Raw genomic sequence first — 13,513 nt, 5'->3', positions numbered from 1 at the left:
ACAGGAACCGTGCGGTGCGCGGTCACAGAGTCAACTCCGGGTGCAGTCGGTCCAGGGTCCACACCTGCTTGCGGCGGGCCGACACGGCGGTCAGGGCGAGCGCTCCCGCGGTGAAGGCCACCAGCACGGCGCACGCCTGCCAGACCGGGCCCAGACCGCCGCCGGTGATCAGCCGCCGCAGGGCGTCCACGACGTGGCTCATCGGCAGGAACGGGTGGACCGCGTTGAAGAAGTCCGGGCTGGTCTGCACGGGGTACGTGCCGCCCGCGGACGTCAACTGGAGCATCAGGAAGGCGAGGACGAGGATCCGGCCGGCGGCCCCGAATCGTGCGTTGAGCCACTGCACGATCGCCGCGAAGCACGCCGTCACCAGGAACAGGAAGCCCACCGTCCCGGCCGCCCGCGCCATCTGCAGGCCCACCGCCCAGTGCAGCACCGCCATGAGCGCGACCGTCTGCAGCACACCGAGGGCGGCCACGGGGAGCCAGCCCGCCAGGGCGACCCGCCAGGCCGGGGAACCTGCCGCGAGGGCACGCCGGTTGAGCGGCGGGATCAGCATGTACGCCACCATCGCGCCCACCCACAGCGACAGCGGGATGAAGTACGGGGCGAAGCCGGTGCCGTAGTTGGGCGCCTTGTGGAGGTCCTTGCTGGCCAGTCGGACCGGGTCGGCCATCACCTCGGTGCGCCGGTCGCGGTCCTTCTCGTCGTAGTCCGGGATCCGGTCGGCCCCGTCGTGCAGCCCGCCCGCGAGTTTGCCGGAGCCGTCGGCCAGCTTGTACATGCCGCCCTTGAGGTCGTTCGCGCCGGTCTTCAGGTCGCCCACGCCGGTGTCGAGGTTCTCGGCGCCCGTCTTGGCGGTGCCGAGACCCGTGTGCAGCGTCTTGGCGCCCTTGGCGACCTTCGTTGCGCCCTTGTTGAGCGCGTTCACCTTGGTCACGGCGTCGTCGAGGTCCCCGGACAGGTTCGGCGCGGCCTTCGCCAGGGCGCGGGCCTGCCGCTCCAGGGTCGTCAGATCCTTCTTGAAGGCCTTCAGGTCACCGTCGTAGTTCTTCACCACGGTGTTGACGTCCTCGGCGAGACGGGCCGCCTCCGCGGCAGCCTCCTTCGCCTTCTTCAGGTCCGCGCAGGCCGCGTCCGGCAGCACCGGGTCCTCGCAGCGCCGCTTGTAGACGTCGTCGAGCGTGTCGGAGGCGGTCCGGGTGCCGGTCGCGGCGGCCGGGGCCGTGGTCACGAACGCCGAGAGGTGGGTGCGGATCGTCGCCGCCGAGTCGGCGACCAGGGTCGCGGTGTCGGCGATCGTGTCGCTGTTCTCGTCGAGGAAGGGCCGGACCTGGTCGGCGGACTTGTTGACCTTGTCGGCGAGGCTCTGGGTGCCGTTCGCGACCTGCTGGGCGCCGTCCTGGAGGTCACCCGCGCCCTGGTCCAGGTCGGAGAGGCCGCCGGACAGTTTGCCACTGCCGTCCTTGGCGGTCCTCAGCCCGTCGGCGAGGTCCTTGGAGCCCTTCTCCGCCTTGTCGATGCCGCCCTTGAGGTCGTCGGCGCCGTTCGCGGCCTTCTGGGTCTTCTCGTGGATGTCGGAGAAGGAGATGAAGATCCGGTCCAGGAACGACCGTGACGTCTTGGTCGACGCCGCCGTCCGCACCTCGGAGAACACGGTCCGGGAGATCTGCCCGACGATGTAGTTGTTCGCGTCGTTCGTACGGACCTGGAGGGCGCCCGTCTCCGGCGCGTCACCGGAGCTGGACGCGATGCGCCGGCTGAAGTCCGACGGCATGGTCAGCGAGAGGTAGTACGTGCCGTCCTCGACGCCCTCGCGGGCCTGCTCGGCGCTCACCTCGTGCCACTCGAAGGTGTCGCTGTCCCGCAGGCCGTCGGCGATGTCGTCGCCGGCCCTGAGCTTCTGCTTGCCGACCGAGGCTCCCTTGTCGTCGTTCACCAGCGCCACCGGGATACGGTCCAGCCGGCCGTACGGGTCCCAGAAGGACCACAGGTACAGGGCGCCGTACAGCAGCGGCAGCAGCATGAGCGAGGCCAGCGCGGCGCGCGGGAGCTTCCCCCGTCCGAACCGCCTGAGCTCAAGCGAGGCGAGTTTCGGCGATCGCATCGCCCATCTCCTTGTCGTCGTCACCGCGGTCGGCCTTGGAGGCGGTCTTGGTGTCGGTCTTGGTGCCGGTGCCGGTGCCGGTGCCGGTGCTGGTGCTGGTGCTGGTGCTGGTGTCGGGCTCGGCTTCGGGTTGGGTTCCGGTCTGGGTCCCGGCCTTGTCCTCGGTCCCGGCTCGGGTCCCGACCCCGGCCGTGGTCTCGGCCTCGGCCCCCGCCCCCGTGTCCGTCCCGGCCTCGTTCTTCTTCGCGGTGGACACGACGAGCGCCCCCTGAGGGGCCTCGCTGCACACCGCCACGACCGTGGTCCCGGCCTCGGTGAGGGACCGCAACAGGGCCCATATCTCGGTGCGTTCGGCCTCGGAGAGCTTCAGGTCGGTGTCGTCGACGCCGAGCAGGCGGGGCCGGCCGATGAGGGCCAGGGCGAGCGAGAGCCGCAGCGCCTCCATCCGGTCCAGGTCGCGCACGGCGGTCCGGTCGGCCTTGGGCAGCGACGCCCGGTCGAGCCCGGCGGCGGCCAGCGCGGCGTCGATCCGCTGCTCGGCCTCGGCCGTCCGCTCACGGCGGGGCCGGAGCAGCCCGCGCAGGGAGCCGTCGAACCGCCGCTGCAGCAGCGCGCGTTCCCGCAGGTGCTCCCCGACGGTGAGCGCCGGGTCGAGGTCCGTGACGCCGGGGACATGGGCGAGGGCGCTGATCCGGCGGACGGCGGCCATCTGCTTCGGCAGCCGCACGGCGCCCACCGTGGCGTGCCCCTCGCTCGGTTTCATGCGCCCGGTGAGGGCGAGCAGCAGACAGGTCCTGCCCGACCCCGAGGGACCTTCGATCGCGATCAATGAACCGGGCTCGGCGTGGAACCCCACCCCTCGGAACACCCACCCGCGCGGGCCCTTCATTCCGAAGCCCTCGGCGCCGACGGCGGTGCCGCCGCCCTCCCCGGTGGGTGCCGCGGCTGTCGTAGGCGGCTCGTCCATGTGCTCCGGACCCCCTCGTGCCTTTTTGAACTGACTGGTCAGTGCAAAACTTACCCCGAACTGTCGATCGAAGCAAAAGCCCAGGTCGGAACGGATTGTCAGTGGCATACCTCACGATGGGCACATACGGCACCCCGTGTCAGGGCGTGCCGTCACGCAGACGACAGGAGGTTCGTCATGGCCACGTACCACGCAGCAGCCGGCAATCGGCGCCGCGCCACCGGCCCTGCCCCCTCACTGACCGGCCCGGCGGGCGACGTGCACCCCGTGCTGCGCCGGGCGACGGCCCCGCCCGCCGCCCTCGACCTCCTCGCCCAGGCCCGCGCCGGCCTCGACGAGGCGACCGCCCTCCAGGCCGCCAACGAGCGGTACGCGACGGCCCATCTGGCCGCCCTGCGCACCGCCGCCGCCGTGCTCGCCGCCCGGGGCCGCCCCGAGCCCACCCCGAAACGACGGGCGAAGATCCGGAGCGCCTGGGAAGTGCTCCCCGAGATCGCACCCGAACTGACCGAGTGGAGCGCGCTGTTCGCCTCCGGCGCGTCCCGCCGGGCACGGGCCGAGGCGGGCATACGGGGCGCGGCGAGCGCGCGCGACGCCGACGACCTGATACGCGACGTGGCGATGTTCCTGCGCCTGGTCGAGCGCATGCTGGTGCTCCAGCCCGTCCTGCCCCAACCCCGCCAGGACGCAGGGGGAGGCGTCCCGGACGCGGGCTGACCGACCCTCCCGGCGCCGCCCATTAGGGTTGGGGGCACCCGTAACCTCCGTCACGGCCCCGGCCGCCGACGGAACCAGCAAGCCCACCGCTCCGCCGCACACCAGGCGGTGCCGCGCCGAGGAGTCAACTGCCGTGTCGGACCCGTCGCGCCCCCGCGCCTCCCTCCGTACCGCCGTGGTCTGGGACGTTCTCCAGGACGCCCTCGAGCGCCGAGTGAAGGCCACCGGGCGGGAGTCGCTCGACGTGCTCGACACCGGGGGCGGCAGCGGCAAGTTCGCGGTGCCCGCGGCCCGCCTCGGCCACCGCGTCACCGTCGTCGACCCCAGCCCCAACGCGCTGTTCGCGCTGGAGCGCCGAGCCGCCGAGGCGGGTGTCGCCGACCGGGTGCAGGGCGTCCAGGGCGACGCCCATGGCCTCTTCGATGTCGTCGAGCGCGGCGGCTACGACGCCGTGCTGTGCCACGGCGTGCTGGAATACGTCGACGACCCCGCCGAGGGCATCGGCAACGCGGTCGCCGCGCTGCGCCCCGACGGCGTCCTCAGCCTGCTCGCCGCCGGACTGGGCGGCGCTGTGCTCGCGCGAGCCCTCGCCGGCCACTTCAAGGAGGCCAGGCAGGCACTCGACGACCCGAACGGACGCTGGGGCGAGGGTGATCCCGTACCTCACCGTTTTACCGCCGAGCAGCTCACCGCGCTCGTCGAGAACGCGGGCCTCGCGGTGACCGCCGTCCATGGCGTCCGGGTCTTCGCCGACCTCGTCCCCGGTGTCCTCGTCGACACCGAACCGGGTGCCCTGGACGCCCTCCTCAAGCTGGAGGCCGCCGCCGCGGAACTGCCCGCGTTCCACTCCGTGGCCACGCAACTGCATGTGCTCGGAGAGACCCGGGGGGACGCCGAGGCCTGAGCGTCTCCTGTGCCGTGCCCCCTGATCAGGGACGCGGCGGCGGATGGAGTACGCCACAGGCCCCCCGATCGGGCGCTCGGAGCCGTATGATCGAGGGAGACCGTCCGGCATGACGGGCCGCTCGCTGGGGAATCCACACCTCAGCGAGTCGGGGTGCCATGGCGGGTTCCGGTTGGCGAATTGGCGTAGAGGGGCGGGTTTCAAGGGGGCGATTCCCTGCCTATCCTGAAGAGGACCCCCCGGGTCGCTCCGGCGACCGCACGATGAGGAGGACTCCGTGCCGCTCTCAGAGCACGAGCAGCGCATGCTCGAGCAGATGGAGCGAGCGCTGTACGCCGAAGATCCCAAGTTCGCGTCAGCGCTTGAGGGAAGCGGGCTGCGTACGTACACCCGGCGGCGGGTCTACCAGGCGGTCGCGGGCTTTCTGGTGGGTATCGCGCTCCTCATGGCCGGAATGGTCGCACAGCAGATCTGGGTCAGCGTGGTGGGATTCCTCGTCATGCTGGGCTGCGCCGTGCTCGCCGTCACCGGTTGGCGCAAGGCCCCCAAGCCGGGTGAGCAGCCCACCGCTCCCACAGGCTCCGCCGGTGCCCGTCGTCAGACACGACAGCGCCGCTCCATGATGGATCGAATCGAACAGCGCTGGCAGCGCCGCCGCGACGAGCAGGGCGGCCACTGAGCCCCCGGGTTGCCGGACTCCACGCCAGACCTGAAGACAGATGAAGGGTGACCGCCCTCAGGGCGGTCACCCTTCACGCACGCCCACAATCGAACGCCGGGCGGGCGCCACGCGCCGCCGTCCGCCGACCCACGCGCCCCGGCCCCGGCAGCGGCCCCGCCCCGGCCCGGCCCCGACATGAGTCTGCCCCCACCGGCTTCGCCTGGTGGGGGCAGACTCATGCGGACCCAGGTCGGACCAGGCCCTCAGTTGTTCTGACCGGTCGGGGCCGACGGCCGGCGCAGGGTCGGGCGACGGGCCGCCAGTTCGGTCGTGAGAGCCGACCAGCGGGCCGAAACCGCCCAGATCACGCGGACGGTGGAACGGGGCAGGAAGAGCGCCCGCAGGTGGGGCCAGCGGCCGACCTGGGCCCGCAGCCCGGCCGCCACCTCGTGCGCGTCCTGGGCGAGCCCCGCCGGCACCTGCGGTTGCGGAGCGTAGAGCACCTGCTCCACGGCCGCCGCCAGCCGGTGCACCGCCGCCTCGGCCTGCGGTTCGAGCCGCCCCAGCCGCACGATCCGCGCGGCGGCCCTGCGAGGCGTCTGCGACTCGTCCGGCGCGATCCCGTAGTCCCACGCCGTGTCCGTCACCTCCTGCCAGACCCCCAGAGCATGAGCCGCCGCCTCGGCGGGCGTCCGCCCGTGAGCGCCCAGCCGCACGGACCGCATCCGCATCCGCCACAGCATCGGCAGCAGCGGAAGGGCGAACAGCGCGAGCGCCCCGGGGACGATCAGCAGCGTCCAGGGGGAGAAGAACACCAGCCCCCAGAACCCGCGCTCCTCGTCGTCGGAACCCGGCAGGGCCGCCGCCGACTCGGAAGAGCAGCCGCCCTCCAGGCGCACCTGCTGCGCCGTGCAGCTCTCGCTCTCCGAGGGCTGCGCGGACGGCTCCGAGGACGACGACTCCGAAGGCCGCGGCACATCGGGCAGACCGTTGTCACCGGACGACTCGGGCTGCGTGTACTCGGGGGTCGTGCCCCGGTTCGGGGTCGGCTCGAAGCGGGTCCAGCCCACGCCCTCGAAGTACAGCTCCGGCCAGGCGTGCGCGTCACGCAGTCCCACCGACATCGCACCGTTCGCCTCCGGCGTGCCGGGGGTGAAGCCCACCGCGACCCGGGCCGGAATGCCCAGCGTGCGGGCCATGGAGGCCATCGCGAACGAGAAGTGGACGCAGAAGCCCTCCTTCTCGTCGAGGAACCGGGCGATCGCCCGCGAGCCGGTCCCGCTCTGCACCTCGGTGTCATAGGTGAACTCGCCGCTGAACGCGAACCAGTCCTGGAGCTTCACCGCCCGCTCGTAGTCGTTCGCCGAGCCCGCCGTGATCTTGCGGGCGGTCCGCGCCACCACCGGCGGCAGCGACGGAGGTACCTCGGTGTACTCCCGCTTCAGCGCCGGCGGCGGCTCCGGCGCCGCGGCCAGCTGCTTCGCGGTCGGCCGCACGATCAGGCTCTTGACCGTGTACTGCGCGCCCTTGGTGTCCTGACCGTGGTCGCCGACGAGCGTGCGCCCCACCGGCTCGTACCGCCAGTCGCCGTCGATGTCCACCGACGTCACCGGATACGGCATCGGCAGCCAGTTCTGCGCGTAGTCCTTCGCCGACGCTATCCGGGTCTCGATCTCGTTCCGCTTGACGTCGGGCCCCAGGCCGTTCGGCGTGCCGAAGTCGTCCGGGACACCGGTGATGGACCGCTCGGTGGGCTTCCAGGAGGTGCCGTCGAAGTCGTCCAGGGAGACGATCCGCAGATACATCTCCTGGATGTTGTCGGTGTTCGTGCGGTACGACAGGACCTGGCGGTCCCGGTCGACGTTCAGGCTCTCGCTCAGCTGGACCAGCGGGTTCACCGCGGAGATCGTGCCGCCGCCCCCCGAGCCCGCGCCGATCCCACCGCCCGCGCCGCCCAGCAGTCCGCCGTCGAGGGCGGGCAGCCCCAGCGGCACCACCAGGGCGATGCCCAGCGCGACCGCGCCGATCCGCCGCCCGGTGCGCACCGGGGCGACGGCGCCACCGGTCTCCATGCCGGGGGCGCGCGCCGCGCCGCCGAAGACCCGGCCCCACTGCGAGAGACGGTCGCGGCTCTCGGCCAGCAGCAGCGTCAGATAGCCCACGGAGGCGATCAGGAAGAACAGCCACGCGGCGCCGTCCGACAGCCCCGCCGCCACCGAGTAGAGCGCCAGCAGCGGCAGACCGGCCGGGGCCGCGCTGCGGAACGTCACCGCGAGCGCGTCGACCATGAGGCCGATGACCAGGACACCGCCGATCACCATCAGCTGGATGCCGTCCGTCATCGGCGCCGGGATGGCGTACCGGCTGACGTCGTCGGCACCGCTCCGCAGCAGCGAACCGAAGTGCTGGAACGCCTCCGGGCCCGGGAACAGCCCGGCGACGGCCTGCTGCCGGGCGAAGACCAGGGTCAGCATCGCCAGCGTGACCAGGGCCTGCGCGGCCACCGTCAGCGCCCGGGCCAGCGGCACCCGCCGGGCGAGCGCTCCCACGCCGCTCTGTACGGCCAGCATCACGGCCGCCTGGAAGATCCACGTCTCCGGGTCCACCAGCGGCAGCAGGGTGCACGCCGTCATGATCGTGGCGGCCCAGGCGCACAGCGCCAGCCTCGCCCGACCGCTCATGACCGTCCCTCCGTCCCGAGCCCGGACACCAGGCCGGCGCGCTGCCGGTCCGCCTGGCGCCACAGGTCCGTCAGCGAGGCGCCGCGCGGCACGCCCAGCGCCGTCCAGCCCGCCTCGTGCAGCAGGCGCAGCGACTCCTCGCCCGCGCTCTCACCGCCCGCGGCGGGCACCTCGCCCGACTCACGGGTCCATGTCTCGCTGTCCAGCAGGAACGCGATCGCCCCGCCGCTGCGCCGGCGCATCCTGCCGATCAGCCCCGCCTGCTCCTCGTCGAGGTCGCCGAGGAAGGCGACCAGCAGCCCCTCGTTGCCCCCGCGCAGCACGTCGTACGCGGAGGACAGGCTCGTACCGTCGGACTGGTCGACCACTGCGAGGGTGTCCATCATCAGGCCGGCCGCGTCGGCGGACTCCTGGCTGGAGCCCGCGAAGCCGTCGGCGCCCTCGCCCGGCACCGAACTGCCGGTGTCCGTCAACAGTCGTACGGAGTAACCCCGTTCGAGCATGTGCACCAGCATGGACGCGGCGCCCGAGACGGCCCACTCGAAGGCCGAGTCGGGGCCCGCGCCCAGATAGGCCACGGCCCGGGTGTCCAGCAGGACGGTGCAGCGGGCGCGCTGCGGTTGCTCCTCGCGGCGCACCATCAGCTCGCCGTAGCGGGCGGTGGAGCGCCAGTGCACCCGGCGCAGATCGTCGCCGCGCCGGTAACCGCGCGGGATCACGTCGTCCTCGCCCGCCAGCGCCAGCGAGCGCTGCCGGCCGTCGCCGTACCCCTTCGCCTCACCGCTCAGCCGCACCGGCGGCAGCGCCTCCACGCGCGGGATCACCGTCAGGGTGTCGAACGTGGAGAAGGACCGGGTCAGCTCGCACATCCCGAAGGGATCGGTCAGCCGCAGCTGGAGCGGGCCCAAGGGGTAGCGGCCGCGCAGATCGGAGCGGACGCGGTACGACACCTCGCGTCGGCCGCCCGCCTCGACCCGGTCCAGGACGAACCGGGGACGCGGACCGAGCACGTACGGCACCCGGTCCTGCAGCATCAGCAGCCCGGTGGGCAGTCGCGAGACGTTGTCCATCCGCAGGTGGACGCGGGCCTCGCTGCCGGCGGGCACCCGCGCGGGGGAGAGACGGCGGCTGCCCGCGACCCGGTAGCGGGTGCGGTACAGCACGGTCGCGCACACCAGCGGCAGTACGGCGAGCAGCAGGCCGACCCGGAGCAGATCGCTCTGCCCGAGGACGTACGCGCATATCGCGGCCGCCACTCCGGCGGCGAGGAAGGAGCGCCCGCGTGTGGTGAGCCCGGCGAGAGCCGTGCGCAGCCCGCCCTTGTCCTGCTCCGGGGTGGGAGCGGGCCCCGCGGTGGTCATCCAAGCCTCCGCGGCGGCTGCTGCGGATACGCGGGCGCCGAGCGGACCGCGCCGAAGCCGGCCTGCGGCGGCGCGGCCTGCGGCACGGGCGTGCGCTGCAGGATCTCCTGGACGACCTGCTCGGGCGTGCGGCGGTTGAGCTGGGCCTGGGCGGTGGGCAGCAGCCGGTGCGCGAGGACCGCCACCGCCAGGGACTGGATGTCGTCCGGCAGCGCGTACTCCCGGCCGCTCAGGGCGGCGGTCGCCTTCGCCGCGCGCAGCAGATGCAGCGTGGCGCGCGGCGAGGCACCGAGTCTGAGGTCGGGGTGGGTGCGGGTGGCGCCGACCAGGTCCACCGCGTAGCGCCGGACCGTCTCCGCGACGTGCACGCCGCGGACGGCCTCGATCAGCTTCACGATGTCATGGGCGTGGGCCACCGGCTGCATGTCCTCCAGGGGCGAGACGCCGCCGTGGACGTCCAGCATCTGGAGCTCGGCCTCCGGGCTGGGGTAGCCGACGGAGACCCGGGCCATGAAGCGGTCCCGCTGGGCCTCGGGAAGCGGGTAGGTGCCCTCCATCTCGACGGGGTTCTGCGTGGCCACCACCATGAAGGGGTGGGGCAGCTCGTAGGTGTGTCCGTCGATGGTGACCTGGCGCTCCTCCAGGGACTCCAGCAGCGCGGACTGCGTCTTCGGCGACGCGCGGTTGATCTCGTCGCCGATCACGATCTGCGAGAAGATCGCGCCCGGCTTGAACTCGAACTCCTTGCGCTGCTGGTCCCAGATGGACACACCCGTGATGTCCGACGGCAGCAGGTCCGGCGTGAACTGGATACGCCGTACCGAACAGTCGATGGACCGTGCCAGCGCCTTGGCCAGCATGGTCTTGCCGACGCCGGGGACATCCTCGATCAGAAGATGTCCCTCGGCGAGCAGCACTGTCAGCGAAAGCCGTACGACCTCAGGCTTGCCCTCGATCACCGCCTCGACCGAACTGCGGACTCGCTCCACAGTGCTGGTCAGATCAGTGAGGCTCGCTCGATCGTCATAGGTCGTCACCCGGCCCTCCTCGGCCCGTTCTTTCTCCGGGCCGACGCTCTGCGATGCGGACCGGCCCACCCCGAAACACGGGCACCACGCGCGAACAGTTCCGCGTGTTGCCACACGTGCATTCTTGCTGCCGTTACCGATTCGTGTCACTCGCCTGTGGATAACGGTCGACTATTTGTCAGGCTCACACCGTATTGAGCGCCAAGGTGCCAGGCGATTGACAGGAACCCCGGACGGCGGAAGACCGTCCGGGGTGGCGGCGGAGCAGGTGCGGAGGCCGGTTCGACGCCGCTCAGGCCGCGCCGACCTCACGCAGCAGACCCGTCTTCACGTCGAAGACGAAACCGCGCACGTCGTCGGTGTGCAGCAGGAACGGGTTGGTCCGCACCCGCTGCATGGACTGCCGTACGTCCTGGTCGACATCCCGGAAGGACTCCACGGCCCAGGCCGGACGCTGGCCGACCTCCGCCTCCAGCTCGGTGCGGAAGTCCTCGGTGAGGGCCTCCAGGCCACAGCCGGTGTGGTGGATCAGCACGATGCTGCGGGTGCCCAGCTTGCGCTGGCTGATGGTGAGGGAGCGGATCACGTCGTCCGTGACCACGCCGCCCGCGTTGCGGATGGTGTGGCAGTCGCCCAGTTCGAGGCCGAGCGCGGCGTGCAGGTCGAGGCGGGCATCCATGCAGGCCACGACGGCGACACGCAGGACGGGGCGGGCGTCCATGCCGGGGTCGGTGAACGCCGCGGCGTACCGCCCGTTGGCCTCGACCAGCCGGTCGGTGACGGTGTCGCCGCTTATGGCGCCTTCGGATTCGGTAGGAACTGATGCGGAGGTCGTCATAGCCATGACGGTACTGGTCACGCGTGCCGATGGCGCTCTGTGAGAGGGGACAAAGAACGTCATTGAGGGTTGTTGTGAGGTAACCCACAGGGGTGGCGGGATTGCACCACTCCGAGTGATTTCTCGGCTTTCCGGGCTTCGCTTCGAGGGCGGCGTCGCGACGCGCAGGCCGGTTGATTGACCGCGAGGGGCCGTGGACTAAAGTGACGCGGAGCGGGAGGCGAGGACCCCCTGCTCGACTGACATACCCCAGAGATCCGGTCACTGCCCGGCATCTCCCCGCGTGCGCGGCGCGTACGTACGGCTCGGCCTCCTCCCGCTCCCGGTCGGCCGGCACTTCCGGCGCCGGTCGACCTCCCCTTCCTGAGCGGGCGGGGACCCGGCGGTGCGTACGGGCCCGCCGGACTTGAGAGGGCCCCTTGACCGAGAGCCGACACGTCCCCGTCATGCTCCAGCGGTGCCTGGACATGCTGGCACCGGCCCTCACGGAGCCCGGCGCCGTCGTGGTCGACTGCACCCTCGGGCTCGGCGGCCACAGCGAGGCGCTCCTCACCCGGTTCCCCGAGGCCCGGCTCGTCGCCCTCGACCGGGACAAGGAGGCGCTGCGCCTCTCCGGGGAACGACTCGCCCCCTTCGGTGACCGCGCCACCCTGGTGCACGCCGTCTACGACGAACTCCCCGACGTGCTTGCCCGCCTGGGCGTCCCCCACGTCCAGGGCGTCCTCTTCGACCTCGGCGTCTCCTCCATGCAACTCGACGAGGCCGACCGGGGCTTCGCCTACGCCCAGGACGCCCCCCTAGACATGCGCATGGACCAGACGACCGGCATCAGCGCCGCCGAGGTCCTCAACACCTACCCGGCCGGCGAACTCGTCCGGATCCTCAGGGCGTACGGCGAGGAGAAGCAGGCCAAGCGGATCGTCTCCGCGATCGTGCGCGAGCGCGAGAAGGAGCCCTTCAGCAACAGCGCGCGCCTGGTCGAACTGATCCGCGACGCCCTGCCGCAGGCCGCCAAGCGCACCGGGGGCAACCCCGCCAAACGCACCTTCCAGGCACTGCGCATTGAGGTCAACGGCGAACTCACCGTGCTGGAGCGGGCGATCCCCGCCGCCGTCAAGGCCCTCGCCGTCGGCGGCCGGGTCGCCGTGCTGTCGTACCACTCGCTCGAAGACCGCCTCGTCAAGCAGGTGTTCGCGGCGGGCGCCGCCACCACCGCGCCTCCCGGACTGCCGGTCGTCCCCGAGCGCTACCAGCCCCGGCTCAAGCTCCTGACCCGTGGTGCCGAACTTCCCACGGAGGAAGAGGTCGCCGAGAACCGGCGGGCCGCCCCCGCGCGGCTGCGCGGGGCGGAGCGCATCCGGGAGGACGTCGAGTGAGGCGGACGAGGCGGCCGGAACACGGTGCGTGAAGGGGACGGTGGTGGGTCCGAGAACCGAACTCGCTGGCGCCAGGAGTGACTCCGAGAAGCGAACTGGCAGGGAGGGTGTGTGAGCAGGAAACCCGAACTGAGGGGCCGCGCCGCCCGGCTCGCGCGGCTCCTGCCCGCCGGCTCCGGCCGGGCCGCCCGCACCCCGTTCGTCCTCCTCGTCGTCGTGCTCCTGGGCGGGGGCCTCATCGGCCTCCTCGTCCTGAACTCCGCGCTGAGCGAGGGATCGTTCCAGCTCGACGACCTCCAGGACGACGTCAAGAGCTACACCGACGAGGAACAGGCGCTCCAACGGGACGTGGACGCCTACTCCGCCCCGGAGGCCCTCCAGCGCCGCGCCCGCGAGCTGGGCATGGTGCCCGGCGGCGACCCCGCCTTCCTGGAGCCCGACGGCCGTGTCAAGGGCGTGCCGAGCCCCGCGGCCCCGCAGTCGCCGGCGAGCCTTCCCCTGGTCCTCGCGCCCGAGGCACTCGCCCCCGCGTCCGCCGGCGGCCCGGCCCCCACGCCCACGCCGACCCCCTCACCATCGGACTCGCCCGCGCCGCCGCCCGCGGGGCCCCCCGGAGCCGCGCCGGGCGTCGGGGCGACTCCGGGCCCCGGCCCCGAAACAGTCCGTGGTGCCGCCCCAGGAGCCGTCCGTGGTGCCGCCCCGGACAGCGCCCCCGGAGCCGTACCCACCCCCACCGGCCCGTCCGCACGGTCCGCCCCGCTCACGACGAACCCCGGCAGGTGACGGAAGTGGTCGATTCAGGCAGGCAGCCGCCCCGCCGCCGCGTGCCCGGCCCCGCCCGGCCCGTGCGTCCGGGCGGCCAGCAGCGCCGCC

The 13,513-nt window shown here is 72.5% G+C and carries 11 protein-coding genes; 5 read left to right on the top strand and 6 right to left on the bottom strand.

Annotated features, from left to right (window positions below; genetic code table 11):
- Positions 1–22: 22 nt before the first annotated feature.
- On the bottom strand, positions 23–2,107 hold the full coding sequence (locus M8J73_RS32890) for a YhgE/Pip domain-containing protein (protein WP_055543406.1): 2,085 nt from the start codon (positions 2,105–2,107) through the stop codon (positions 23–25).
- A complete protein-coding gene (locus M8J73_RS32885; RefSeq protein ID WP_274757573.1) occupies positions 2,079–3,074 on the bottom strand; it encodes an ATP-binding cassette domain-containing protein in 996 nt (331 codons plus the stop codon). The genes M8J73_RS32890 and M8J73_RS32885 overlap by 29 nt, the downstream gene beginning before the upstream one ends.
- A 177-nt stretch (positions 3,075–3,251) precedes the next feature.
- Between M8J73_RS32885 and M8J73_RS32880 the strand changes: the two genes are divergently transcribed.
- From M8J73_RS32880 to M8J73_RS32870, 3 genes are all read left to right on the top strand, one after another.
- Positions 3,252–3,791, top strand: a complete 540-nt coding sequence (locus M8J73_RS32880; RefSeq protein WP_055541624.1) for an SAV_6107 family HEPN domain-containing protein — start codon at positions 3,252–3,254, stop codon at positions 3,789–3,791.
- 133 nt (positions 3,792–3,924) lie between these two features.
- Positions 3,925–4,695 carry a methyltransferase domain-containing protein gene (locus tag M8J73_RS32875; protein WP_055541623.1) on the top strand — a complete coding sequence of 257 codons (771 nt, stop codon included), beginning with the start codon at positions 3,925–3,927 and terminating at the stop codon, positions 4,693–4,695.
- Between the two features lie 277 nt (positions 4,696–4,972).
- Positions 4,973–5,374: an SCO2097 family morphological protein gene (locus tag M8J73_RS32870; RefSeq protein WP_055541622.1), complete on the top strand. Its 402-nt coding sequence runs from the start codon at positions 4,973–4,975 to the stop codon at positions 5,372–5,374.
- A gap of 245 nt (positions 5,375–5,619) precedes the next feature.
- Here M8J73_RS32870 and M8J73_RS32865 read toward each other — a convergent pair whose 3' ends face one another.
- The 4 genes from M8J73_RS32865 to M8J73_RS32850 form a co-directional block, all read right to left on the bottom strand.
- Entirely contained in the window at positions 5,620–8,037 is a 2,418-nt protein-coding gene (locus M8J73_RS32865) for a transglutaminase TgpA family protein (protein WP_249829438.1), read from the bottom strand.
- On the bottom strand, positions 8,034–9,398 hold the full coding sequence (locus M8J73_RS32860; RefSeq protein ID WP_055539332.1) for a DUF58 domain-containing protein: 1,365 nt from the start codon (positions 9,396–9,398) through the stop codon (positions 8,034–8,036). The genes M8J73_RS32865 and M8J73_RS32860 overlap by 4 nt, the downstream gene beginning before the upstream one ends.
- The gene (locus M8J73_RS32855) at positions 9,395–10,435 is read right to left on the bottom strand and encodes an AAA family ATPase (RefSeq protein ID WP_055539331.1); all 1,041 of its coding nucleotides are present in this window, start codon (positions 10,433–10,435) and stop codon (positions 9,395–9,397) included. Before M8J73_RS32855 ends, M8J73_RS32860 begins: the two co-directional genes overlap by 4 nt.
- A gap of 283 nt (positions 10,436–10,718) precedes the next feature.
- The gene (locus M8J73_RS32850; RefSeq protein ID WP_206187861.1) at positions 10,719–11,327 is read right to left on the bottom strand and encodes a beta-class carbonic anhydrase; all 609 of its coding nucleotides are present in this window, start codon (positions 11,325–11,327) and stop codon (positions 10,719–10,721) included.
- Between the two features lie 356 nt (positions 11,328–11,683).
- On the opposite strand from M8J73_RS32850, the gene rsmH reads away from it, so the two are divergent.
- Both rsmH and ftsL read left to right on the top strand, forming a co-directional pair.
- The gene (gene rsmH / locus M8J73_RS32845; RefSeq protein ID WP_055539329.1) at positions 11,684–12,640 is read left to right on the top strand and encodes a 16S rRNA (cytosine(1402)-N(4))-methyltransferase RsmH; all 957 of its coding nucleotides are present in this window, start codon (positions 11,684–11,686) and stop codon (positions 12,638–12,640) included.
- 111 nt (positions 12,641–12,751) lie between these two features.
- Positions 12,752–13,423 carry a cell division protein FtsL gene (ftsL, locus tag M8J73_RS32840; RefSeq protein WP_249829437.1) on the top strand — a complete coding sequence of 224 codons (672 nt, stop codon included), beginning with the start codon at positions 12,752–12,754 and terminating at the stop codon, positions 13,421–13,423.
- Positions 13,424–13,513: the final 90 nt, after the last annotated feature.

The sequence above is a fragment of the Streptomyces neyagawaensis genome, assembly GCF_023516595.1.
Classification (GTDB): Bacteria; Actinomycetota; Actinomycetes; order Streptomycetales; family Streptomycetaceae; genus Streptomyces; species Streptomyces neyagawaensis.
This window is presented reverse-complemented; position numbering and strand designations above follow the sequence as displayed.

Coding starts and splice junctions, on each gene's coding strand:
- M8J73_RS32890 (WP_055543406.1), bottom strand. CDS start 2,107: ATGCGATCGCCGAAACTCGCCTCGCTTGAGCTCAGGCGGTTCGGACGG.
- M8J73_RS32885 (WP_274757573.1), bottom strand. CDS start 3,074: ATGGACGAGCCGCCTACGACAGCCGCGGCACCCACCGGGGAGGGCGGC.
- M8J73_RS32880 (WP_055541624.1), top strand. CDS start 3,252: ATGGCCACGTACCACGCAGCAGCCGGCAATCGGCGCCGCGCCACCGGC.
- M8J73_RS32865 (WP_249829438.1), bottom strand. CDS start 8,037: ATGAGCGGTCGGGCGAGGCTGGCGCTGTGCGCCTGGGCCGCCACGATC.
- M8J73_RS32860 (WP_055539332.1), bottom strand. CDS start 9,398: ATGACCACCGCGGGGCCCGCTCCCACCCCGGAGCAGGACAAGGGCGGG.
- M8J73_RS32850 (WP_206187861.1), bottom strand. CDS start 11,327: ATGACGTTCTTTGTCCCCTCTCACAGAGCGCCATCGGCACGCGTGACC.